A 22,947-nucleotide genomic window follows, 5' to 3' on the forward strand; every position below is an offset into this window, starting at 1 on the left:
ATTAAGGTAAACGATTACGTATTACGTATTTGATCTTAAAATATTATGCGTTTTGACGAAAGGCTTTGTTGTATACTCTTTTAAACTCTAAGCTTCTCGCCCCGAAATTAATTAGTAACCCTAATTCCATCTGGTAAGCTTCGCAGTAGTTCAGCGCTTGGGCAAGGTGAACATCTTCTAATTTAATCAGTGCTTTTAACTCCACCAGAATAGTTTTCTCTACAAAGAAGTCTACTCTTCTGGTTTCTATTAATTCATTTCGGTAAAAAAAACCTATTTCTTTCTCCCGTTCAAAAGAAAGTCCAACCAATTGCATTTCAATAGCCAAAGCTCTTTGGTAGATTACTTCCTGAAACCCGTTCCCAAGTGTTCGGTGTACTTGCATCGCGCAGCCAATAATCTGCTTGGTAGTTTCTTCGTGCTTCATTTTATGTCTGAACCGGGATTAATAGGATTTTAGGATTAATTGGATTTCTAAAATTTGTTCTACTGTACGAAAATCCTGGTAATCCTTTAATCCTATAAATCAAGGTTCAGATAACTGCTTGGTCATGCACACGCTGTTATCTACCCCTACATATTGCCCATAGTTAGGAATTACCGTATAGCCCGACTTTTGATACAAACGGATGGCTTCGGGTTGTTTTTTACCGGTTTCCAGAACACACGCGGCGTAGCCTAGTTCGTCGGCCCATTTTTCGAGTTCGCCTAGAATTTCGGCGGCAATGCCCTGGCCGCGGTATTCCGGCAGCACATACATGCGCTTTACTTCCATGGTGTCGTCGGTGTATTGCTTGATGGCGCCGCAGCCCACCGGCTCATCTGCGCGATAGGCTATTATCGCGTGTTTAATCATGTTGATTTTGTTGTACTGGGCATAAAAAGCGTGTTCGGCCCCATCCCGGATGGCTAAATCCTGATCCAGTAAAGCCACTAATTTTTGAAAATCCGGATTATCAGAATCGGTGCGGAGGAAGGTGGTAGGTGTCATAAAAATACAAGTACTTGTTACTTTACTGCCTTAAAATAAACTTTTTAATCCACTTTTTTATTAGGCCAGGGAAAAGTATTTCTTAAATAAAAAACATTTCGTGCAAATGATTATTCCGGCTTTTGGCCGGAGTAAAGTCACAGACTTTACCTTGTACTTAGGCACAAGTTTGAAAAATTGCGCCAGAAAATAACAAGAAATTAAAGCGTAAGATTTGGAATGCTCCCGATAGAAATGTAATAACTCCTGCTGCTTAAAAGTCCCTCTCCCGGGAAAGGGATTTAAGGTGAGGTTGAACCAACGGATTTTTAAAAATTTACTTTTTTGCTATCTAATAATTATTCCCGAGTAGCTTAAAATCAGGTTTAGCCTTTTGCAAAAGCTCCGGCTTCCATTTCTCCAGAAGTGGCGCTTCGAGCTGGTTTTCGCGGTACTCGTCGGGAGCCATAATGGGGATGCCGCTGATAATGGGGTAGTAACGCTGGCAGGTGCCGCAGGTAAGTACGCCTTCCAAAATATTTTTGGTGGTATCCTGGGTTATAATCTGCAACGACAAATCTTCTTTGTCGAAAGGGCAGCAAAGTTTCTGAATGGTTTCGAGTCTCATGATTTTTTTAAATTTTTTAATTCCTGCACGTATTTTTTGGTGGTAGCGGCTATGTCGGGGGCGGCCATAATACCCGATACTACCGCAATGCCGCTTAAAGGCAAGTCTGCTAACTGATTCAGGTTATCCAGGTAAATGCCCCCGGCGGCAAATAAGGGTAATGTAGTAATAGCGCGCGCTTGTTGGATAGTATCGAAAGCCACGATTTCGCAGGCACCCGCGGTGGACGAGGGGAAAAGCGAGCAAAACGAAATGTAGTCGAACTGGTTTTCGTCAGCCCATTGCACCACGGCTAAATCGTTGGAACAGGTAATGCCTTTGTAAAAGTTTTTGTTAACGGCCTGCTTTATTTCTGCTAAATCTTCCGGGATGCCGTCAAAATGAACCCCATCTACTAGCGTGGTTTGCAGCAAAGGCCAGTTGTTATTTACCAGAACCGGTACCTGGTAAGCATGGCACAATACGCAGATAAAATCGATTTTGGATTCCAGTACATTCTCGGTGTTATATAGCTGCACCAGGTGAATGCCGCTTTTTAAAGCTTGCTCCAGTTTGTTTTGCAGCGTGCCTTCCGCCAGATTTGCATCCACGATTAAGTAGATGCCGTTAAATATTTCCGTGTTTTGCGCCATTTACTTCCAGTTGTTTTGTAAAGCGGTAAAAAAAGCCGCCCAATACGGGTCTTTTTGCTGGTAAATAAGCGGTTCTTTTTCGCCGGTTGCTTCTAGTATCTGCAATCCTTCGGTTTGGTCCACCATCACGCCAATTACTGTTGCCAGAATGTTTTGCTGCGTCAGCGCGGAAATAATCTCGTTTTCCGAACCTTTTTTCACGGTTAGCAGCATGGCTCCGGCACCAATGCAATAGCGCGGGTCCAGCGAAAAGAGCCGGCATACTTCCTGCTGCACGATATCCACCGGAATTTTAAAATTTTCGATGAGTACTCCGTTGCCGGAAGCCACGGCCATCTCGTAAACGGCGCCCAATACGCCACCTTCGGTAACGTCGTGCATCGCCGATACTAGGGAGGTTTCCTGGTTAAATTGAGCGGCCAGTAAGGCTTCGGGTAAGGAAGACGTTTGATAGAATAAGTCGCAGGCTTGCTGGTACACTTCCGTGCCCAGCTTGGCTTTTACTGTTTCCGGAAAGCTCATAGCCAGGATAGCGGTGGAGGAAATAGCGCATTGCTTGGTCACCAGAATTACATCTCCTACGCGGGCGTTTTTGGAAACCAGCATTTTGCTTTTTTCGCCGACGGTAATAAAGGTGCCACCGCCCGCAATGGTGGAGTTTTGCCCTTCGATTACGCCGGTGTGCCCACCCGTAATCGCTACTTTTATGTCGGTGCAAAACTGATGAATGTAGTTCCAGTAAGTCTGAAAGTCGGTAGGGGATAACCAGGGTGGTAGGTTTAAAACAAATTGCCCGAACTGGGGAGCCAATCCGGTAGTAGCCATATCGTTCGCCATTAAGTGCACCGATAGCCAGGCTGATTCGGCTAATCCCAGCGAAGGAATCAGGGACAAAGGATCGCTGGTTACCGCCATGGCCTGGTTGTTCGGTAAATCAATAAGGGCCACATCCACCCCAAAGCCTGGTCCGGTACTTACCTCGGTTCGCGCATGCCCCAGCCTGGCGGCAAAGATGTCGTCGAAATCGGATTGGGTTATTTTGCCGAAAGCCTTCATGCAACGTTGTTGAATTTGATGTACAAGCCAAAGAAATCGCCGTAGGGTACGTGCCATTGCTGCACCGGAAACCATTTGGGTAAGCCGGTACAAGTCCACTGGATGGAGTAGTCGCGGCCTACTAAAGCCTCCTGAATAATTTTAGTTAGTGTGGCCGGGGTGTAAAAAGTAGCAGTCACGTAAAACGGGTTCTTCCCGAAAGCCTGTTGTATCCGGCGCCGAAAAAACTTGGGAGTATTACGGTTCATCATGCCCATGGCAATGCCGTATTTGCCCACCCGGGCCGCTTCCCGGATTACCTGCACCGGGTTTTTGTAGTACTCAAAAGTGGTGATAAAAGCCAGGGCATCGAAGGTGTGGTTTTTAAATGGCATGTAATGCGAATCGGCCAGCACCAGGTCGCCTTTAAATAAATGCAAGGCCTGGCCCAGCATAAACGGGGAAATGTCGCCGCCGGTCGCTTCAATGCCAATCTGGTGCCACCAGCGGGTAAAGCGCGTGGTGCCGCAGCCAAACTCCAGTAAGGTTTTCACCCGCGGGTCGCCGGAAACCAGTTGCTCCATTACTTTTTTCTGCCACACTTCGGCGCGTTTGTAGCGGCCTTCGTACCACAGTTCGTAGGTATCGGTGTGGTCGCGGTTAAAGAACCATTCCTGCCGGTTTTGCCAGTTTCTTATTTCGGGGGTGGTGAGTTGCTTCTCCATAGGTTATAAAATAAAAAACCACAACCCCATTGGTACAATGGAATTGTGGTTCAACAATATAGTGGTTCCGGTTTGCGGCATTTCTTACGCTGGTATTATCCAGTTCAAGTTTACGGGTATAATCTCAGCCTCCAGTCGGAAGCACCCCGATGCGTGTTATGTGTGCAAAGATGGTGTTTTTTTGGTTAGTTCAAATTTTTAAAGTTGTTATTTCTATCAGGAGATTGTTTAAGCCCTGATTTGCATAGCACTGGCTGCTGCTTTTGTTTGGCACATGCACTATGGCGCGGAAGTTACTTCCGTGACTATCGAATCAGATTAAGTATTTAAATTTTAAATTTTCTGTTCGCATAGTTGCTGCTTTACCTATGATTGTTGAATGAAGTTGTTTCATTGCTCGCTTCTTGTTCTTTTTGTCTTGACACAAAAAGAACCAAAAAAGTCAAGACGCTAAAAACTCGCTGAACGCTCGAACAGTTTAGCGTCATTTCTTGCACCTGGAACGGCTATCTGTTGCATAGCTGACGAAGGAAATTTAAAAAATTTAAAATTTAGAATCTTTCTCGCTGGCGCGAGCGTCTTCGCTCGTGTCTAACTATCTGGTAGGCCTCTGGCTGGGCGAATTGAAAAACGCAATTTTAAAGTAAGTTGCATGATTGCCGCTTTATTTTGAAAGAAACAGCAATAAGTGGCGAGTGTGCCTAAAGGGAGTAATCAACCAAATTTTTTAAAATTCTTCTGCAATCAATTCTCTATTTACGGCGGCACCGGCCATGGTTCCGGCAGCTACGGCACTAGCAACCGAGCGCATGGAAGTGGCATTATCACCGCTGGCGTATACGCCGGAGACGGTGGTTTTCTGCATCATGTCTACTTTGAGCAGGCCTTGTTCATTTAGTTCACAGCCTAAAGCCTGGGGAATGGTGCTGTGTTGCACAAATGGCGCACGGGCGTAAAAAGCAGTTACCGGAATCTCCGTTTGGTCTTGTAATACTACGCTCCGGATTTTTCCTTGGTCGTGGGGGAAGCTTTGGATTTCGGTTTCCACAATACCAATGTTGTGTTCTTTTAGTTTGGCGGTTTGCTCGGCGGTTAAGGTAGATGGGCCGTTTGTGAAAAGCGTTAAATCCGGCGTCCAGTTAGAAATTAACCGGACGTATTCAAAACCGGCATCGCCGTTCCCAAGTAACCCGGTTTTCTGGTTCCGAACTTCGTAGCCGTGGCAATAGGGGCAGTGAATCACGGAAATTCCCCAACATTCGGCAAAGCCCGGGATATCTAACATTTGGTCTTTAATGCCGGTGGCAAAAACCAGCTTTTTAGCGGTAAACTGGTCCTGATTTTCGGTGGTAATAGCAAAACCAGTTGCGGTTTTAACGCCGCTTACCGCCAAACCATCCTGGAACACCACGGTAGGGTATTGGGCCACCTGCTCCCGGGCCGTCGTCCGGATTTGTTTGGGCGTGTAGCCATCCTGGGTAATAAAGTTATGCGAATGCGGTGTTTGCTGGTTGCAAGGCTTGCCGCTATCCAACACTAATACGCGTCGCAAAGCGCGACCTAAACTCATAGCGGCGGCCAAACCCGAGTAGCTGCCGCCCACAATTATAACATCAAAGTTTTTGGCGTCTGTCATAAAAAATGTATTAAGAAGTGCGTGATAAGAATGATCGCCCGTAGGAACAACTTAGGTGGTATGCTTGTCTATAAGGCGGCCAAACCTGTATTTTAGTTTGGCAAACTTAGGATTTATTTTTATTATTGCAACTTAGTTGCATTAAAAATTTATGAAGCGAAGAAGCACTCCCTCGAAGCAGGCAATTTTAAATATTTTGCATTCGGCCCAGCAAGCCTTAAATCAGGAAACCATTGAGCAGGAAGTAAAAGGCACCATGGATCGGGTTACGGTATATCGCATCCTGAACCGGTTCTGCGAAGAAGGGCACGTGCACAAAATAGTATCGGATGATGGTAAGTCTTACTTTGCCTTATGCCATAACTGCGAAGAGAAAAAGCACCGCCATAATCATTTTCATTTTAGGTGCTTAAAATGCCAGAAAGTAGAATGTTTGCAGGAAGAAGTAGCAATAAATGTCCCGAGCGGTTACCAGATCGAAAACGTGAATTGTCTGCTAACGGGCTATTGTAAGGCCTGCGCCTAGCAAATTTTTTAAGTGAGCATATCCCAGAGCAGGTCGAAGGTGAGTTGAATAACCTGGTCTTGTTTGGGTTTCTCGAATTGTTTAGTAATCAAATACTGGTTCACGCTAAAGGCATGCCCGGTAATTAAGGTCAGAATAATCTCTTCATCCAGGGGTTTGATTATCTGATTTTTAATGCCGTCTTGCAACAGGTTCAGCAAGGGTTGTTTATTTCTTCTGATTTCTTCTTCGGCGATTTGTTTGAGGTAAGGCGAGGAGTTGAATTGCTCCATGAACCGGAACTCCGTTTTGTGTTGCAGCGCCCAGTTTAAGGAAGCCGTGTAGTAGGCCTCCATAATGTCGTGCAGGGTATCCTTATTCTGGATTTCGCCGGCAATATCCTGGGCCATGCGGTTTTTTAATTCCAGGTACAGCGCTGTTACCAGATCGTCTTTGGTCGGGAAAAAGTAAAATAGGGTACCATTAGCAATGCCGGCTTCCCGGGCAATTTTACTGGTGGGGGTGTTATGGAAACCATGTTCCACAAAAAGGTGCAACGCCGCTTCTAACAATCTTTCTCTTTTATCCATCCCGTATTTTTAAATTTTTTCTAAGTTATCCTTCCTCTCATTCCCTCCGAAGGGGAACATGTTTCCGCTCGTTATCTTTTTTAGGTCATTCGGGAAGAAACCATTTAGCTACGTAGCCAAATAGTTTCCTCCTGAATGACCGATATTTTATAGGGTCACGGTTAGTTTTTTGCGCTAGTGTTGGTTAGATGAAATCTACTAATTTTAAAAATTTAGCTCTAAGTGGCCGATTAAATTCAGGAAAAATCAAACAACCAGCAACAAATAACTAGCAACGAACAACCAACAACTAATTAACCCCTACCCACCACTGCGAAAACTGTTGGGTAGTATCATTTAAATTCACCTGCTCGCCTATCATGGGCGTAATAATTTTTAAATGTTCGGATTTATTGTTTTCCATAATCAGCTTTAAAGGTTCGTCCCAGGCGTGCAAACCTAAGTTAAATTTGGCCGAGTGTACCGGGAAGATCCGTTTGGCTTTTAAATCTTTAGCGGCTTGTAAAATTTGCTCGGGCAGCATGTGGATGTAGCGCCAGCTTTGATTGTACTGGCCGTTTTCCAGAATTACGAGGTCAAAAGGACCAAACTTTTCGCCGATAGCCGCAAAATGTTTGTCGTAGCCGCTGTCGCCGCCAATGAACAATTTTTGGGTAGGCGTTTGCAGCACGTACGAGGTCCAGAGCGCCTGATTTCTTTTAAATCCACGGCCGGAAAAATGCCGGGCCGGTACGGTATGCACGCTAAAGCCATCGCCCAGGTTTACTTCTTCGTTCCAGTCTTTTTCAATGATTTTGGCCGGATCGTAGCCCCAGTATTCCAGGTGTTCGCCGGTTCCTAAGGCGCAGATAATGGTTTTGACCTTGGGTTTTAATTTTAAAATAGTTTCGTAATCGAGGTGGTCGTAGTGGTCGTGGGAGATAAGCAAGTAATCAATTTCCGGCAGATCGTCGGGGGTGTAGCGATCCGTACCTTTAAAAGCTTTGGTGGTAAAAGACACCGGCGAGGCCGCACCGCTTAAAACCGGGTCCACTAAAAAGCGTTTACCATCTACCTGCATAAAGTAAGACGAGTGCCCGAACCACACCAACACATCCTGCTTCGGATCTAAATGCAGTAAATCAGTTTTGGTAGACGGGATAGAATCGGTAGGGGTGGCCCGTTTGTTTTTGCCGAAGAAAAAATCTTTCGCCACCGAAAAGTAAGTAACTCCTTCGGCCAGGTCGGGCGTAAAGCTTTCGTTTTGAAAAGCCCCGTTCCGGTAGTTCGGCGATTTTTTAATGCGCTCCAAGCGCGCGCCACTCGGCAATTTTCCAAATTGGGCTTGCCGGAGAAAAATAGTTGTACTCATTATAACAGAGAGAATTATACCCAGAAAAATATACATGAATTTCATAACTGACTAATCAGTCAGTAAAGGTAAGCAAGTATTTTAAATTGGCAAATATTTTTAATAAGACTTGATTTGGGTTTAGCTTTAAAATAAAATGCCCCGGTAGTTTAGGGCTACCGGGGCATTTTATAAATACATGTTTAAAAAAATACAAAACACCGTAACTACAAACCGAAAGTTAAGTACGGAAGGCACTGGGCCGGGAACTAGTGTGTTTTTTAAAAAAATGGTTAAAATGAGCTGGTTCCTGAAAACCCAGGCTGTAGCTGATTTCGGCAATGTTCCAGTTGGTATGTTTAAGCAAGGCTTTAGCCTCGGCCAATAACCTTTCCGCGATGTGTTCGGTGGTGGTTTTGCCGGTGGTAGTGCGCAAGGCACGGTTTAAATGGTTAGGATGCACGTGCAGCAAACTCGCAAAATCTTTCGCGGAGCGTAATGAAAATGGCTTCTCCGGCGATTTAATCGGAAACTGTTGTTCCAGCAATTCGGTAAAAACCGCGGTAATGCGGGCATTGGCATCGGTTTGTTTGTATAAACTCTCCGAAGGCTCCATTTTTAAAGCGGCGTGCACCATTTCCATAATGTAATTCCGGATCAGATCGAACCGGAAAGCGTAGTCTGATTGCACCTCCTCTTTCATTTTCTGAAACAAATTGCTGATAGCGGCATCCTGGCTGGCGTTTAGCAAATAAGCGGGTTTAGCGCCCGGCTGAAACATGGGCAAATCTTTAATGTTGCTGCGGATGTGCTCACTAAAAAAAGCTTCCTTAAAAATGCAGAAGTAACCGGTGGCACCTTCGGTAATACACTCGTATTTATAAGGTACAGTCGGGTTGAAGAATATCAGGGTAGGACCATCCGTTTCCAAGGTTTTATCGGCGTAATGATAAATATGCTGGCCCCGCATCAGAGAAATTTTAAAAAAATCGCGCCGGTTGTATTGGATAGAGGTACTCCCGGGACCTTGCACTTCTGCCAGGCTAAATACATTAAAATGCTCATTGTCGAGTTGCAGGTTTTCCGGTGCTTTGTTAAACTTATGTTTATAGAATTCTTCGAGCGTTTCCAGTTCGGCCATCGTGCTTGCGTTTTAAGTAGGGTTTATTAAAAATCCGTGGAGAAAGTTACGGCTTTGTTTTCTTCCAGTTCTTGGGCCAGGGCATTAACTTTTGCCTGAGCGCGGCGGTAAGCGTCGCTACCTAAAAACAACCTGACCGGCGGATTAGGATTTTCGGCGAGCGCGATTAAAGCTTCGGCGGCTTTTTCCGGATCGCCTTGCTGGTTGCCATTCATGGTCCGGTATTTTTCGTGGGAACGGCGAATGGTAGCGTAATCATCGAGCTGTTGTTCGGCAAACACCAGTGAATCGTCCGTTAGAAACTCGGTGCGGAAAGCGCCGGGCGCTACTACGGTGGCTTTAATGCCTAGTTCTTGCACGTCGTCGGCGGTTACTTCGGTTAAGCCCGTAAGTGCAAATTTAGTAGCCGCGTACATGCTCCAGCCAGCTGCCGCCGAAAAGCCTGCAATAGAGGAGATGTTGATGATATGCCCTGATTTCTGCGCCCGAAAATACGGCATTACGGCTTGCATTACCCGGATGGGAGCAAACACGTTTACTTCAAAACTTTGCTGGATTTCGGCAGCGCTCAGCTCTTCTACGGCCCCCCCAATGCCGTACCCCGCATTGTTAACCACCACGTCTATCTTCCCGAAAAACGCCTGGGTTTCCTGCACGGATTGAGTGATTGAAGTTTCGCTGGTGAGATCTACCGCGAGGGGTAAAAAGTTGTTGGCGTCAAAATCGCCCACGGCGGCTATTAAGTTGTTTTTAGACCGGGAAGTTGCGGCTACCGCGTAACCGGCCTGTAATAATTTTTTTACCAGCGCTAGCCCTAAGCCTTTAGATGCTCCGGTAACGTACCATACTTTGTTTGTAGTCATACCAATGTGCGTTGTTTTACAAAGGCAAAGGTAAACCAGGCAGGATTTTTAAATTTGTACGCTTCAAACCAATACTTGCAAAATTCAAACAATTATATTAAAAAGCAGGTATATTGGACAAAGGCAACGAAAAATAAACCCTTTAAGCTTCGGTTAAGTACAGTTTTAAACCTTTAAGGCCATTTTAACGGCTTTTTCGGCGTGAATTTTTGTGGTTCGGAATAAGTCCACGTGCATATCGGTGGGTTTAATTAAAAGTTCTATTTCGGTGCAGCCCGCAATAATGGCTTCGGCGCCGTTTTGAATTAAATCAGCAATAATTTTCAGGTAGCGCTGCTTTGATTCTTCGGTAATAATGCCTTTTACCAGCTCTTCGTAAATAATCCGGTGCACCTCCTGGCGGCCTTGCGCATCCGGCACAATTAGATCCAGGTTGTATTTGTTTTTGTACCGCGCCTTTAAAAAATCTTCTTCCATGGAGAATTTAGTAGCGAGCAAACCCAGTTTCCGGTACGACTTTTTTTGTATTTCTTCGGCGGTGGCATCCACAATGTGTAAAAACGGAATGGTAACTTGGCGCTCAATCGCATCGGCTACTTTATGCATGGTGTTGGTACAAAGCAGGATCATATCGGCCCCGCCCCGTTCCAGTTTTTGCGCAACGGCCACCATTTTTTCGGCCAGTATATCCCACTGACCCTGATGTTGTAAGTCGGCAATTTCGGCAAAGTCTACGGAGTACAGCAAGCAGCTGCCCGAATGGACACCTCCTAATTCCCTTTGTACTTTTTGGTTAATTATTTGGTAGTATAAAGCCGAACTTTCCCAGGACATTCCTCCAATTAGCCCAATTGTTTTCATGCGGATGCGGTTTTTGAAATTTTTAAAAATATAACTGCCTTGGTGTATGCCGGGTAGCGATAAGGGCCATATTTGGCTGTTTGCTAAACTTAACCCGCTTAGAAATTAGCAACCGGATTATCGCTTTCCCTTTTCCGGGGCAAGCTAAGCAACTTAAGGCTTTTCCAGCAACTCTTTGTGTTTTTTGCCCCAGCTTTCGAGTTGCAAAATAATGGGTTTTAGTTCGTAGCCAATAGGGGTCAGTTCGTATTCCACGCGGGGCGGAACTTCGGCGTAAACGGTGCGCTGCACAATTTTGTTTTGCTCTAATTTACGCAGTTGCAAAGTAAGCATCCGTTCGGTAATGGTGGGCAAATGCCCTTTTAGCTCACTAAAGCGGAGCTTCCCGTTTATTAACCACGAGCAAATCACTAAAGCCCACTGGCCGCCAATAGTATACGCCGCGTATACTTCCAGGCATTCGTCGGCTAAGGCTTTTTTGTTGGCAAAGGTGGTAGAGGTTTCTTTAATCACGGACATTACTTACACTTTTTATAGTACCATACAATGGGCAGTACCGAAACAAAATTGAAAGTTTACGCTTTACTTTTACGCAAGGCAATTCTAAAGTAAATAAAGTGAAAACGCTAATAATCGTCATTCATCCCGATATAAATAACTCGGTGGTTAATAAAAGATGGACACAAGAGTTAAGTAAATTTCCGGAGAAGTACGACGTACATCTATTACACGACGTTTACCCCGACGAAAAAATTGACGTGCTGGCCGAACAAAAACGGGTGGAGCAGTATAACACCATCGTTTTTCAGTTTCCTTATTATTGGTTTAATAGCCCGCCCCTGTTTAAAAAATGGTTAGACGAAGTTTTAACCTACGGCTGGGCTTACGGCAGCAAAAGCGGGTACAAAGTTGCGGAAAAGAAAATTGCCCTGGCTATTTCGTTAGGCGCCGATGAGCACGAGTACCAACCTGGCGATAAATACCAATACACCTTGGCGGAGTTGCTGCGGCCTTTTGAGCTCACGTTTGACTACGTAAAAGCCGATTACCAGCCTTTTTTCGCGTACTATGGCATTGATTCTAATCCTGCGGCGGAGTGGATTGAACGCAGCGTGCCCTTGTACCTGGATTTTTTAAATTCTTTGTAAAAATATATTTTTATCAGGCTATAATTGGCCGCTTACGGATTTTAGAATAATCAAAGGCGGCCATTTTGCTTGATTGGTAAACGTGTTTTAAACGTGAACTTACTTTTATCAACTTACGGGTACTTTATTGGCTGGCCTTTTAGGGCTATTGTTTTTCTTTTTGGGTTCTTCCTGCTTTTCTTTGGCAATCTGTTTATCGCCCCATTCTTTCAGGTAGCTGATAAACGGAATAAGTTCCTGGCCCATTTCGGTTAAGGTGTATTCTACCTTAGGGGGTACTTCGTGGTATACTTTGCGGTGAATTAAATGATCCGTTTCCAGTTCCCGTAATGTTTGGGTTAGCATTTTGGTGGTAATGTCGGGTAAGTTCCGGCTTAGCTCGCCGTAACGTAAAATAACATGTTCGTGCAGGTACCACAATATCCGGCCTTTATACTTTCCGCCGATCCGTTTAAACGCATAATCCACGGAGCAGGTAGCAACCGCCGGGCATTCTTTGTTTTTGTTTCGCATTTTAATTACTTGATAATCAACAATACATTCTTTTTAGTATGTAAGATACCAAAAAGTACATACTTGACATAAAGATACGGATCGTTCAGTTTTGTAGTTCATTAAAGCATTAACAAAATGGACTTAAAATTAGAAAACAAAGTAGCCGTAGTTACCGGCGCCTCCAAAGGCATTGGGGCCAGCATTGCCAAAGCATTTGCGAAAGAAGGCGCCAAAGTTGTTATAAACTTTGCTTCCAGTAAGGCTAGTGCCGATAAAGTAGTGCAGGAGATAACAGAAAACGGGGGCACGGCTATAGCGGTGCAGGCCGATGTTTCCAAGTTTGCCGATATCATCCGGCTTTTTGAAGAAACAAAAAAAGCTTTTGGTACCTTAGATGTTCTGGTAAACAATGCGGGGGTATTTAAAATAGAACTGCTGGATGGCATCTCCGAAGAAAGTTTCCATTTACAAGTAAACACCCATTTACTAGGGCCAATTCTTAGTATTCAGCAAGCGGTTAACCTGTTAGGCGAAAAGGGTGGCAGTATCATCAATCTTAGTTCTACCGTAAGTTTAAATCCACTTCCGGGGGTTATGGTATACTCTGCCGCCAAAGCCGGCATTGATAATGTTACCAAAACCTTGGCTAAAGAATTGGGACCCAAAAAAATACGGGTTAACGCGATAGCGCCGGGCGTTACCGAAACCGAAGGAAATCATGAGGCCGGCATTATTGGCGGGGATATTGAGAAACAAATGCTTCCGCTTACCCCATTAGGCCGTATTGGCCAACCAGACGACATTGCCAAAGTAGCCGTTTTTCTGGCCTCAGACGATGCCGCCTGGGTAACGGGTGAACGAATTACCGTATCCGGTGGTTTGCTGTAAGTAGTTCGAAATTTTAAAATGCCGCTATCGCAAAGCGGCATTTTTTATTTTCCTAAAAGCTCCCGGATCATCTTGGGTACTTCTTTTTCCGGAGTTGGGAAGTTGTGAAGCTCTTTGTTTTGATAGATGTTATAAGTAGATCGGGCCAATTCTTCCTTCCCATCCGGCGAGACAAAAACAATTTCTAATTTATCCAGCACTTTTTTAAAATCCCATCGCCATGTGTCCTGGTACATAATTATCAGGTCAAAACCTTCCGGGATATCATCTTTTTGGCCAATGATTGCGGTTATCCCTGTTTTTTCAAGTTCGTTTTTGATTACGGTAGCGGTATGGCCAATTACTTCGTGTTGTTGAGCAGGATTATCCGGCGGAACCAGGTAGCCGAAAGGGGTAATAGTGCCGAATCTAAATTTAATGTATTGGGAGTTTTCTGCCGAAATAATATAGGCTTTGGTGTAATTAGACGTATTATGCTCCGGTTTCTTAATCGTGTTTATTTTACCGGCGCAACCGTATACCCCGGCAAATAAAGTGTATAAGGCTATTTTAAATAAGATTCCTTTTCTGAAACATTTTAAACCCATGTTCATAGTTTTTAATTTCACCTGGCTGCTGGATACATCTGAAACTAAACTTCAGAAATCCAGTCTAAAACTACTTGGATACTTGGATTGTATCCGTTGAGATAAGCACGTCATTTTCCCAAACTTGGTCTACTTGGAATGTAGGGTAATGTATTTTACGTTTTCCGGCGGCAATATTGTCTTTTATTTCTTGCTCTATAATAAGCTTACCATTAGAGTGAAATTTGCGAAATAGCCCGTTAATTTTTCCTCCGCTTAAATCGGTTAAGCTAAAACCACTTGTTTGATGATAACTGTGAGCAAAGGTATTTTGGGGCAATGTTACTTGTAAAGGTTTTAAACGGGCCGCTTGTTTCCAGTTCTTTGCTATTGTTTTTCCGCTCTGGAATAAAATCCAGCAATTACAATTATTAGGTGATTAAAATTCTTTTAAAAACCGAATTAGATTTTCTCTTTTCGTAGAACTTGCCGCAAAAAGGTAGTAATTTTCTTTTTCAGGGCCATGCCAGCAACGATATGGGCTTTGTTGAGAATCCAGTAAGATAAATTTCGTATCCTTAACGCGTGTTTCTGGGGGTAACTCAGGTTGTTTCCAGTTCGTGGTAGTAGTAGCGATAAAGTAAAAGGAAAGAAGACCGACCAGAACAACTCCGAGCGTGACATACACCTGCATGCTGTTCCGTTCTATACTGATACTTTATAGTTTATGATAGTTGCTTGGCTAAACGATGAATGTAGCGTGTTATTTACTATTTGGTTTTTTCTCCCGAAACACTTTCTTGTCTTCATCCCAAATGTAGATTTTTGGATGGCAATAAAAGCAATCATCGAAGAAGCCAGTACTATCGGGTGGGTTTACGATAAGCATATTACTATCTTTTTTAAATTGATAACCCAATGCTGCTGCTGGACCATCGTAAACCTTCCCTGTAATTAAATCTACAACTGCGCTACTCTGGCAAGGTGAGCCACAACCCCAAAAACAATGATAATTGTGAGTGGAATGGCTGGGTCAATGATAGTTCTTCTGTAAATATCAATTTGGAAGACCATTAAAGTTGTTCCTGTAAAGAAGGTCAAGCCAAAGAACCACTTACAATACATTTTATTTTTTAAGCCTTCTTTTTTCCTTTCCAATTTTCATATTTAGTATTGATTACAACTTTAACGTGTTTATGAAGTTGTGGCATTTGAAAAACGTCAGTTTCAATTAAAGACAAAAGCAAAATTATGATCTATTGTTGAGTGCTTAATGTCCAGCCACAATTTCATAAACACACTGTTGGGCGAAGTCATGGTCTTATAAAAACTGTTACTGCCATCTTACCTTCAGCCCTAGACAAGTCTTTCTCAATCCCTTTTGGGTTTGCGATATAACCCTCGGGGTCATAAACAAAACAGATTAAAGTTTCACAATCGGGGTGAACACTGTAACGTGAAATGTCTTCGATTAGCTCGCTGCCAATTTGGCTTGCGTTAAGACTGCGTCTTGTCTTTTTAACCTCTATGACGATTTTATAATCCTTTAGTAAAAAATCCATCCGGCAACATTTGCCAGCATAACTGGGTGTCCACTCCTCGGCACGGATATCTTCAAAATGTAAAATCAAAAGTGCATGAAGCAGGTCTTGAACATCATATTCATCGGCAACATCAAGAGTAGGACGAGCTGAATATCTATTTCTCATTTGACGAACTATCAAATGGAACTTTGCAAATATTTTTTCTAATATCTCGCTCGGATCAAATACTTTTTTCGGCTTTGTATTTAGCAAATTCAAATCTAAGTCTTCTAAAACCGATTGTAAAATGCCAATACCCTGTTCACAAGAACTTTGATAACCGCGCTTTACTTGTTCTTTAAAATGAAGCAAGTATTGATTGTCTGGCGGAAGGTTGGATGATAGATAGCTTAGTACTTGTGTCTTCCATGCTTCAAACTTTCCCGAGTCAAGCGTAGGAAATCCAAATGTGCCCTCTACATGGTAATGAGTTTTAAGTACTGCCTTGCCTTTTTCAATTAGCTGTTCAAGCCTTTCTTTTTCTAACATTCGTGAATTTATGATTTTGCCTAATTAATATATCCGGAGTTATTACATCAACCTTCCAGTATAAGCGAGATATACGGAGTAATCTTGCTCTTGGTCAAGCCGATAACAGGAATGTTATAGAACTAACTCTGCAAAGTAACCGCAATTCCTTGCCGTAAAGTATTATGAATTTCGGCAATCTGATCTACGTAAGAGACTAAATCGGCAATTTCCTGTGGGGTGTGTTCCGGGGCCTGGATATGGGCTTGGTAGGTAATGGAGGTGGCGGGCTCGCCTTCCTGGCCAAACTCGCCGGACACCGTTACTTCTACCGCCTGGATGTGCATTTGGCGCTTAGTGGCTTCGCGGTAAACGTCGTTGCAGAAGCAGGTGGCCAAGGCCAGAAAAAGCAATTCGCCGCCGTTTACCGCGGAGCCGTAACCAGTAGGCTTACCCGGAATGGTAACGGTGCGGGAATTAGCGTTGGTGGTAACAACCACTTCGTGCGATTGGTAGCGGTTGGTAACGGTAGCCGAAATCAGCATAAGCGAGCGGTTAAGTGGGTACAGCAACTGCGCCTATTTTAAGTCCGGAAACTACGGTGCCCGGAAGAGCGCGGTTGTTCCCGGAATTTAAAAATTTACGGGAATTTAAAAAAGGAAGCCGTAGCAAGCGGGCTTCCTTTTTTAAATTATACGCAATCAACAACGTCGTAAAAGCGCTGCTTCGGCTAGGAATAAACCCGCCGAAGCAGCGCTTTTTTAAATTTTTAAATTTCTTACTTCGCGGTAGTGTCCTGGAGGTAAAAGTCCAGAACGCGCTCCCGGAACAAATAGTCGTATTTGGCTTGTACCTGGTTACTCAGGGCTTTGTCGTAGTTGGTTTTGGCCAGGTTTAAATCTACGTAATGTACGCTGCCGCTTTCAAAACGCTTTTGGGCCGCATCGTAGGCAATTTTAGACGCATTTACCTGCCGGGTGGCCGTTTGATAGCGGATTTGAGCAGCTTCGAGGTTATTATGGGCCAGTTCCATGTTCTGGCGTAGTTGCAAACGCGCGTTTTCGGCGGCGTACTCGGCGGTTTTTTCGGCAATAATGGCGTTGCTCAAACGGGCCCGGTTTTGCCAGCTATTCAGAATCGGAATACTTAAATTAAACCCGACACTTTTGCGCATGTTAAACTCCAACTGGTCGAAATAGTAAAAGTTTTCTACTCTGCCGTTCGGTTCGGTCCGGGTATTAATGATGGGCGTGCGAGTGCCATTTATTAACACAAAATCAGTTTCGGAAGGTACTTCGCGGGTGGTAGTGCCGGTACCGTCGGCCACAAACCTAGAGGTAGGCACGGCGCTGGAATAATTACTACCAATGTACCCGCCCAAACTTAAGCTCGGCAACAAACTGGCGCGGGCAGCCCGTACGCCGCGGTTCGCGCTTTTTACCCGGTAATCGGCACCAATAATGCCCGGTTGTATTTTCTCGGCGATGGCAACCAGCTCGGCGGTACTTTTGGCGTAAGGGGTAGTAGCGGGTATTTCGGTGGCTAATGGCTGAATGGTAAAAGCCGTAGTAGCGGGTAAGTTAAGCAACTGCAGCAAACTCAGTTGAGCAGTTTTTAAATCGGTAGCGGCCGTTACTTGTTGCAGCTCATCCTGGGCGGCCTGCACTTCTAAATCGGCGAGGGTAGAGGTAGCCAGGGCACCGGCATCTACTAAATGTTTAGAACGCTCTACCTGCAAGTTGGTATTTTTTAACTGGTTTTCGGCAATGGTTAACAGCTCCTGACTAAATAAAACGTTTAAATAGGCCAGCGTAACGTTTAAAGCTACCGTTTGCCGGGTTTGCTCCAGTTCATAGCGGCTGGCCTTTAAGCCCAGGTTGCTTTGCTGTAACCGGTGTTGCAATTGCCCCCCGTTAAATAAAAGTAGATCGGCCGACAGTGCAAAGTTATTTGATTGAATTTGATCGGTAGTAGGTTGGTTGGTAAACGGGTCGATGGACCGGCCGGTGTTATACGAATGCGATCCGGAAAATTGGCTGATGGGTAAAAAAGCCGCTTTGGCTTGGGCATTGGTAACCCGGCTGGCCTGCAAATTTAATTCGCTTTGCTTTACCAGAATGTTCTGCGAAATGGCCTGGTTGATGCACGAATCTAAAGACCAAACGCGGGGAGTTTGCTGCGCAGCCAGTTTCCCGGCGGAAAAAAGCAGCAAAAAAGTTAGAATTAAGGTTAAATGTTTAAACATAATGCGCGATTTAGAGCGGTTAGCGTTCTGTTTCTTTGCCAATAGCACCAGCTGATTTACTGGCTACCGGTAGAATTACTTTCCGGTTAAAAGGAGTATACAATAAAATGCCATTTTGCTAAATTATTGATTGTTAGTTTGTTGTGTTTAAATCAACTGGGCCGTTAATTAAGATTGTCCGGTTCCGATACAAATAATTGTTCGCTTTTATAACACCATACCGGCTTACCACTGGTTTTTTAATTAAAAGCACAAAAAAGCCCCGCCGGCGAACCAAGCGGGGCTTTTGGGATTGATTACTGCTATTTTTTAAATTTTATCTAATATCAAATCGTACTAACCAGCTTCTATAGCTATTACTTACAATTACAAGTATTTCTTTGGAGCCTTTTCAAGTCTCCGTGCGCAGGTTCCATCTTATTTGATAAGGCTGCGTTTGCCTCGTGTCCGGCGGGCCTTGTTTGGACCTCACCCCCAACCCCTCTCCTATAGGAGAAGGGAGCTTAAAAATAGTTTAGCGAACCTTGGTTCATTTCACTGCGCCATGCCTGTTAACGTCGACACCGGAACGCTAGATTCGCAGAATCCGAAAGGTCCTCAACAGCCAAACTGGTGTTAGTTGCGCTTAGCTTCGGCTTTTCTACTTGGATGATGGAGATTAAAGGTTTTGGTTTAGATAGAATACAGGAAGAAACAGAAATTAGCTTGTCAGCCCTTTTTCTGCGGAAAAAGGACTGACAAGTTATATAATACCATTAATTATCATTTCTTCAAGTAGCCAAGAACAGTAGCTACTAGCAATTGATACCAGTTCAGCTCTTTCGGACCTTCTAAGGTTCCGGTGCCGGAGGCATTCCGCAGCGGAGCGAGGAAAGGAAGCTTAGACAGTCCGAAAGAGCTGAACGAGGCCCGCCGGCCATGAGGCAAACAGGTTACTGTTCAAACAAGGTAGTACCAACTCCTGGAGACCTGAAAAGGCTCCAAAGAACAACAATCCCGCTACAAAAACTACTTTTACTATAATCAATCAAGGTGCTATTCGTTACGCAAAGCATTTACCGGGTTATTGGCCGCGGCTTTTAACGCGTGAAACGCCACAGTTACCAGGGCAATGAGCAAAGCCAGCACCGTAGCCAAACCAAAAGTCCAGACGGATAAAGACGTGCGGTAGGCAAAGTCCTGCAGCCATTGGTGCATGCCGTACCAGGCAATGGGCCAGGCCAGCAAGTTGGCGAGCAACACTAATTTTACAAAATCCCGGGAAAGCAAAGAAACAATGCCCGGTACCGTGGCGCCCAGAACCTTGCGAATGCTGATTTCTTTGGCGCGTTGTTCCATGGCAAACGAGGCCAGACCGTATAAGCCCAAACAGGCAATAACAATGGCAATGCCCGAGAAAACCGAAAACAAAGTACCCAGCCGTTGTTCGGATTCGTACAAGCGACCAAATTTTTCGTCGAGGAAAGTATATTCTAAAGGCCGGTGCGGTAAAAACTTTTGCCAGGTTTTCTGGATGTGCGCTAAACCGCTCTGTAATTGGTTGCCCGGCAGTTTAAAAGAAAGATCGTTGTAGCCGTCGCCGTTAGCCATAATAAACACCAACGGTTTAATTTTTTCGTGCAGCGATTCAAAATGGAAATCCTGCAGCACGCCCACCAGTTTTCCTTTGCGATTGCCGTATTCGATGTTCCGGCCCAGGGCTTCGCGTGGGTTGGTAAAGCCCAGCATTTTTAAACCGGCTTCGTTCAGCATAAAAGCCATAGAATCGTCGGTAGGGTATTCTTTCGGGTTAAAGTTGCGGCCGGCTTTGAGTTTAAGCTGGTAAGTGTTCACGAAATAATCGTCAATGGCCAGATATTGAAAAGAAACCGGCGAAGGCGCCAGCGAATCGTTTTTCTGAATCCGCAGCGTACCCATGGAGTTTAACAAGCGATCCGAAGGCACGCCTACCGACCGCCCCACGGCACTTACCTGCCCCGTTGCCAGCAACTCGTTCCTAAAAGCCTGGTACTTGTCGGCGAGTTCGCTGGTGTAATTGGCCGTAATAATGTGTTCTTTGTTAAAGCCCAAGGTTTGGTGGCGCAGGTAGTAAAGTTGTTTGTACACCACGGCGGTACACACCAGCAACACCACCGAAATAGCAAATTGCAGCACTACCAGCGATTTGCGCAGCGATACCGAATTGCGGCCAATGGTTAATTTGCCTTTGAGTACTTTTACCGGTTGAAACGAAGCTAAAAACAAGGCCGGATAAGAACCCGCCAGCAGCCCCACCAGCAAAGCCAAACCCACCAGCACCAACACCAACGACCAGCTGTTGCCGAAGCTAAAACGCAACTCTTTGCCGATAAAGTTACCCAGTACCGGTAGAAACACCCATGTAAGCGCCACCGCTAAAACTACGGCCAGCAAAGCAAACAAAATAGATTCGCTCAGAAACTGCCGGATTAAATTAGGCTGGGTAGCCCCCATCACTTTACGCAAACCAATTTCCTTAGCCCGCAGCGACGAACGCGCCGTGCTTAAGTTCATGAAATTAATGCAGGCAATAAGTAAAATAAACAAGGCCACTGCCGAGAACAAGTACACCGTGGTAATATTGCCGTTAGGCTCCAGCTCCGAATCCAGGTGGGAGCGCAGGTGAATGTCGGTGAGTTTTTGCAGAAACAGCTTGGTCCACGACGAAGGCTTTATCCCATTGCCCGGGTCATCGGTCATGTGGCGGTCCAGAAAAGCCGGGAACTGCGCTTCCAGGTTTTGGGTCGGGTAGTTTTCGGGTAGCAGCAAGTAGGTGGTAAAAGCGTTGTTGCCCCAGTTGGTGAGTAAGTTTTGTTTGCCGTAAATGGTGCTATCTTCCAGGGTATTAAACGATACTAGGAAATCGGGGTGCAGGTGCGCGTTTACCGGGAATGACTCGTACACGCCGGTTACCTTCACGTTAAACTGGTTGTTCAGGCGCAAGACTTTCCCTACCGCGTTTTGCCCTGGAAAATATTTCTCGGCCATTTTTTCGGTGAGCATCAGGGAGTACGGTTCCGACAGCGCTTGCTCGGGGTTGCCCTGGTGTACCGGCACCGTAAAAATTTTAAAAAATGCGGGCTCCGCAAAGAAAACCTCCCGCTCGTTAAAAGCACGTTCCTGGTTTACGGCCAGCAAGGTATTGGTTTGCAGCGTGCGGGCTATTTGCTGAATATCCGGAAAATCGTTTTTTAACAAGGGCCCGAAAGGCGGCGCCACGTTGGCTAAATGCAAGTTTACGTTACCATCCGGGTCGGAGAAGTTGCGGGTAACCCGGTAAATGCGGTCGGCATTTTGATGATAGCAATCGTAGCTTAACTCCTGCCGGATGTACAGGGCAATGAGCAAACAACAGGTTAACCCCACAGCCAAACCAAACAAATTAATAAAAGTAAAGCCACGATGCCGCCGCATGTTGCGCCAGGCAATTTTAAAATAATTCCGGAGCATAGTCAGGTTGGTTAAAAGAAATTTTAAAATTTTGTTTTAGCGCCATCACTGGTGCAGGATGGTAGCGCACACCAGTGAAACCATGTATTCTTCTATCGCGAGCGTCCTCGCTCGTGATAATTATCGTCCGGCCTCTGGCCGGTTGGAATTTGTTGCTGGTTTAAACCTCATCCCCCAACCCCTTCTCCTCCAGGAGAAGGGGAGCAAAAAAGTCCCTTTTTAAGGAGAGGAACTTTGTTTAGAAATGATTATAAATAACTCCCCTTCTCCTGAAGGAGAAGGGGCCGGGGGGTGAGGCCCCTACTTCTCTTGCCGGTAGGTATCCGTAAATTTCTGGCCGCCCAGTTTGGTGTATTTAAAATCTTTATTGCCGTTAAAGGCCAGCCCTTGCAGTTTTGCTTCGTCCGAGAAATCGGCGTATTTAAAATTGGCGAAACCGTTAAACTGCGCTTTTTCAAAATTTACTTTACCCGGAAATTTAGCGTATTTAAAATCGGCATCGTCGGTGAAAACGGCCTGGCTGAAATTGGTGTTGGCCGGGAAGTGCACGTATTTAAAAACCGCGTTATCCGAGAACTTTACTTTGCTAAAATCCGGGGCTTGCTCAAATTTAGCATATTTAAAAAAGGCTTCGTCGGCAAAAGTACTGCCGGTAAAGGAAACCGCTTCTTTAAACTGCGAATATTTAAATGCCGCGTCTTGCTGAAAAGTGCAATGCTGAAAGCTTACCTCTTTTTCGAAATTGGTATTATAGATTTCGTTTTTGCTATCGTCTTTACTAAAATACAAAATGCCCTGATCGGGATTATAGTAGGCCAGCACCTTGCCGGTAAACGTGCAGTTGGTAAACTTTAAGGGAGCCGTAACGGTGCTCACGTATTCTTTCGTCGAAGGATTATCATCATCTTTATTTCCACCTTTTTTTAACTGCTTGTTGGCCAGTTGAGTTAAATCCAGGTCCCCGGTAATTTCCACGTTTTGGTAAGTAACGGCCTGTCCGCGGTTAATCTGCGCAAACACGTCGGCGGCGTTAACGGAAGTCTGAGCGGCAACACCGCCCGAAACAATAATAATCAGCAGGAAGGTAAGAACGACATTTTTCATGGAATTGATTATTAGGATGATAGATTGCTTTAACTGCCAAGGGTAACTTCTTCTTTTTTAAAAGGT

At 44.9% G+C, this 22,947-nt stretch carries 25 protein-coding genes and 1 riboswitch; of the genes, 3 read left to right on the forward strand and 22 right to left on the reverse strand.

Features of this window, described 5'->3' with window-relative positions:
* Positions 1 to 43 precede the first annotated feature (43 nt).
* The 7 genes from HUW51_RS08800 to HUW51_RS08830 all read right to left on the reverse strand — a co-directional run bounded on the left by HUW51_RS08800 (position 44) and on the right by HUW51_RS08830 (position 5,626).
* Positions 44 to 427, reverse strand: a complete 384-nt coding sequence (locus HUW51_RS08800) for a GxxExxY protein (protein WP_185273602.1) — start codon at positions 425 to 427, stop codon at positions 44 to 46.
* Positions 428 to 526: 99 nt separating this feature from the next.
* Positions 527 to 991, reverse strand: coding sequence for a GNAT family N-acetyltransferase (locus HUW51_RS08805; protein WP_185273603.1), 465 nt, complete (start codon positions 989 to 991; stop codon positions 527 to 529).
* 331 nt (positions 992 to 1,322) lie between these two features.
* Positions 1,323 to 1,598, reverse strand: coding sequence for a Trm112 family protein (locus HUW51_RS08810; protein ID WP_185273604.1), 276 nt, complete (start codon positions 1,596 to 1,598; stop codon positions 1,323 to 1,325).
* Positions 1,595 to 2,230 (reverse strand): thiamine phosphate synthase, encoded by a 636-nt coding sequence (locus HUW51_RS08815; RefSeq protein WP_185273605.1) that lies wholly within the window; start codon positions 2,228 to 2,230, stop codon positions 1,595 to 1,597. Before HUW51_RS08815 ends, HUW51_RS08810 begins: the two co-directional genes overlap by 4 nt.
* Positions 2,231 to 3,286 (reverse strand): AIR synthase family protein, encoded by a 1,056-nt coding sequence (locus HUW51_RS08820; protein ID WP_185273606.1) that lies wholly within the window; start codon positions 3,284 to 3,286, stop codon positions 2,231 to 2,233.
* Positions 3,283 to 3,990, reverse strand: a complete 708-nt coding sequence (locus HUW51_RS08825; protein WP_185273607.1) for a class I SAM-dependent methyltransferase — start codon at positions 3,988 to 3,990, stop codon at positions 3,283 to 3,285. Before HUW51_RS08825 ends, HUW51_RS08820 begins: the two co-directional genes overlap by 4 nt.
* Before the next feature lie 64 nt (positions 3,991 to 4,054).
* A riboswitch (TPP riboswitch) is annotated at positions 4,055 to 4,149 on the reverse strand.
* A 568-nt stretch (positions 4,150 to 4,717) separates the two neighbouring features.
* A complete protein-coding gene (locus HUW51_RS08830) occupies positions 4,718 to 5,626 on the reverse strand; it encodes an NAD(P)/FAD-dependent oxidoreductase (RefSeq protein ID WP_185273608.1) in 909 nt (302 codons plus the stop codon).
* 151 nt (positions 5,627 to 5,777) lie between these two features.
* Here HUW51_RS08830 and HUW51_RS08835 point away from each other — a divergent pair, with 151 nt between their 5' ends.
* Positions 5,778 to 6,152: a Fur family transcriptional regulator gene (locus tag HUW51_RS08835; RefSeq protein WP_185273609.1), complete on the forward strand. Its 375-nt coding sequence runs from the start codon at positions 5,778 to 5,780 to the stop codon at positions 6,150 to 6,152.
* An 8-nt stretch (positions 6,153 to 6,160) separates the two neighbouring features.
* Here HUW51_RS08835 and HUW51_RS08840 read toward each other — a convergent pair whose 3' ends face one another.
* The 6 genes from HUW51_RS08840 to HUW51_RS08865 all read right to left on the reverse strand — a co-directional run bounded on the left by HUW51_RS08840 (position 6,161) and on the right by HUW51_RS08865 (position 11,435).
* Positions 6,161 to 6,721, reverse strand: coding sequence for a TetR/AcrR family transcriptional regulator (locus tag HUW51_RS08840; protein WP_185273610.1), 561 nt, complete (start codon positions 6,719 to 6,721; stop codon positions 6,161 to 6,163).
* A gap of 289 nt (positions 6,722 to 7,010) precedes the next feature.
* The gene (locus HUW51_RS08845; RefSeq protein WP_228466976.1) at positions 7,011 to 8,072 is read right to left on the reverse strand and encodes an MBL fold metallo-hydrolase; all 1,062 of its coding nucleotides are present in this window, start codon (positions 8,070 to 8,072) and stop codon (positions 7,011 to 7,013) included.
* A gap of 220 nt (positions 8,073 to 8,292) precedes the next feature.
* Positions 8,293 to 9,192, reverse strand: a complete 900-nt coding sequence (locus HUW51_RS08850) for a helix-turn-helix domain-containing protein (protein ID WP_185273611.1) — start codon at positions 9,190 to 9,192, stop codon at positions 8,293 to 8,295.
* A 26-nt stretch (positions 9,193 to 9,218) separates the two neighbouring features.
* Positions 9,219 to 10,055 carry an SDR family NAD(P)-dependent oxidoreductase gene (locus HUW51_RS08855; RefSeq protein WP_185273612.1) on the reverse strand — a complete coding sequence of 279 codons (837 nt, stop codon included), beginning with the start codon at positions 10,053 to 10,055 and terminating at the stop codon, positions 9,219 to 9,221.
* A 165-nt stretch (positions 10,056 to 10,220) separates the two neighbouring features.
* Positions 10,221 to 10,916, reverse strand: a complete 696-nt coding sequence (locus HUW51_RS08860) for an aspartate/glutamate racemase family protein (RefSeq protein ID WP_185273613.1) — start codon at positions 10,914 to 10,916, stop codon at positions 10,221 to 10,223.
* 153 nt (positions 10,917 to 11,069) lie between these two features.
* Positions 11,070 to 11,435, reverse strand: a complete 366-nt coding sequence (locus tag HUW51_RS08865; protein ID WP_185273614.1) for a winged helix-turn-helix transcriptional regulator — start codon at positions 11,433 to 11,435, stop codon at positions 11,070 to 11,072.
* Positions 11,436 to 11,533: 98 nt separating this feature from the next.
* On the opposite strand from HUW51_RS08865, the gene HUW51_RS08870 reads away from it, so the two are divergent.
* Positions 11,534 to 12,064: an NAD(P)H-dependent oxidoreductase gene (locus HUW51_RS08870; protein WP_185273615.1), complete on the forward strand. Its 531-nt coding sequence runs from the start codon at positions 11,534 to 11,536 to the stop codon at positions 12,062 to 12,064.
* A gap of 108 nt (positions 12,065 to 12,172) precedes the next feature.
* Here the strand turns inward: HUW51_RS08870 and HUW51_RS08875 are convergent, their stop codons facing one another.
* Positions 12,173 to 12,577 carry a winged helix-turn-helix transcriptional regulator gene (locus HUW51_RS08875; RefSeq protein ID WP_185273616.1) on the reverse strand — a complete coding sequence of 135 codons (405 nt, stop codon included), beginning with the start codon at positions 12,575 to 12,577 and terminating at the stop codon, positions 12,173 to 12,175.
* A 117-nt stretch (positions 12,578 to 12,694) separates the two neighbouring features.
* Between HUW51_RS08875 and HUW51_RS08880 the strand changes: the two genes are divergently transcribed.
* The gene (locus HUW51_RS08880) at positions 12,695 to 13,447 is read left to right on the forward strand and encodes an SDR family NAD(P)-dependent oxidoreductase (protein WP_185273617.1); all 753 of its coding nucleotides are present in this window, start codon (positions 12,695 to 12,697) and stop codon (positions 13,445 to 13,447) included.
* 44 nt (positions 13,448 to 13,491) lie between these two features.
* Here HUW51_RS08880 and HUW51_RS08885 read toward each other — a convergent pair whose 3' ends face one another.
* The 8 genes from HUW51_RS08885 to HUW51_RS08920 form a co-directional block, all read right to left on the reverse strand.
* Positions 13,492 to 14,040 carry a hypothetical protein gene (locus tag HUW51_RS08885; RefSeq protein ID WP_185273618.1) on the reverse strand — a complete coding sequence of 183 codons (549 nt, stop codon included), beginning with the start codon at positions 14,038 to 14,040 and terminating at the stop codon, positions 13,492 to 13,494.
* Between the two features lie 64 nt (positions 14,041 to 14,104).
* Positions 14,105 to 14,353 (reverse strand): toxin-antitoxin system YwqK family antitoxin, encoded by a 249-nt coding sequence (locus tag HUW51_RS08890; RefSeq protein ID WP_185273619.1) that lies wholly within the window; start codon positions 14,351 to 14,353, stop codon positions 14,105 to 14,107.
* Between the two features lie 620 nt (positions 14,354 to 14,973).
* On the reverse strand, positions 14,974 to 15,171 hold the full coding sequence (locus tag HUW51_RS08895) for a hypothetical protein (RefSeq protein WP_185273620.1): 198 nt from the start codon (positions 15,169 to 15,171) through the stop codon (positions 14,974 to 14,976).
* A gap of 155 nt (positions 15,172 to 15,326) precedes the next feature.
* Entirely contained in the window at positions 15,327 to 16,085 is a 759-nt protein-coding gene (locus HUW51_RS08900) for a PD-(D/E)XK nuclease domain-containing protein (RefSeq protein ID WP_185273621.1), read from the reverse strand.
* 122 nt (positions 16,086 to 16,207) lie between these two features.
* On the reverse strand, positions 16,208 to 16,609 hold the full coding sequence (locus HUW51_RS08905) for an OsmC family protein (RefSeq protein WP_185273622.1): 402 nt from the start codon (positions 16,607 to 16,609) through the stop codon (positions 16,208 to 16,210).
* 233 nt (positions 16,610 to 16,842) lie between these two features.
* The gene (locus tag HUW51_RS08910) at positions 16,843 to 18,309 is read right to left on the reverse strand and encodes a TolC family protein (RefSeq protein ID WP_185273623.1); all 1,467 of its coding nucleotides are present in this window, start codon (positions 18,307 to 18,309) and stop codon (positions 16,843 to 16,845) included.
* Between the two features lie 1,035 nt (positions 18,310 to 19,344).
* Positions 19,345 to 21,777, reverse strand: coding sequence for an ABC transporter permease (locus HUW51_RS08915; protein ID WP_185273624.1), 2,433 nt, complete (start codon positions 21,775 to 21,777; stop codon positions 19,345 to 19,347).
* Between the two features lie 300 nt (positions 21,778 to 22,077).
* On the reverse strand, positions 22,078 to 22,881 hold the full coding sequence (locus HUW51_RS08920; RefSeq protein WP_185273625.1) for a pentapeptide repeat-containing protein: 804 nt from the start codon (positions 22,879 to 22,881) through the stop codon (positions 22,078 to 22,080).
* Positions 22,882 to 22,947: the final 66 nt, after the last annotated feature.

This window comes from Adhaeribacter swui (genome assembly GCF_014217805.1).
Taxonomy (GTDB): domain Bacteria; phylum Bacteroidota; class Bacteroidia; order Cytophagales; family Hymenobacteraceae; genus Adhaeribacter; species Adhaeribacter swui.